This is a genomic window from Pseudomonas sp. FG43 (assembly GCF_057809175.1).
The window spans coordinates 1-372 of sequence record NZ_JBMDJL010000045.1 but is presented as its reverse complement, the minus strand read 5'-3'; the positions used below and the strand labels follow the sequence as shown (position 1 = coordinate 372).

Genomic DNA, 372 nt, shown 5'->3' with positions numbered 1-372 from the left:
TGGAAATTTCGCCGCCCTGGTTGTCGACGTCATCGACGGTGAGGGTCAGGGCCTCACCCGCCCCGACAAAACCTTTCAGGCTGTTGTTCAGGGTGTCGCCGGTCAGGTTCAGGGTGCCCAGGGCGAAGAGTTGCCCGCCCTGCTGTTGCAGGTTGCCGATCACGGCGGTGAGGGCTTGTTTGCCGGAAATCTGGCCTTGGGTGTTGTCGCCGCTGGCGGCGCTTATTTCAAGGTCGCCATCGGCAATCACGGTGCCTTTGACGTTACCCAAGGTGCTGTCGACGGTCAGTTTCAGGCCGGCGCGGCTGCTGATCAGGCCTTCGTTGTTGTCCAGGCTGTCGCTGTCGATCTCCAGGCCGGTGGCCGACACGG

At 62.6% G+C, this 372-nt stretch carries 1 protein-coding gene; it reads right to left on the bottom strand.

Annotation, left to right across the window (positions count from 1 at the left end; all coding sequences use genetic code 11):
- On the bottom strand, positions 1–372 hold a 372-nt coding region (locus ACODS3_RS26505), incomplete at both ends, for a hypothetical protein (RefSeq protein WP_489037007.1).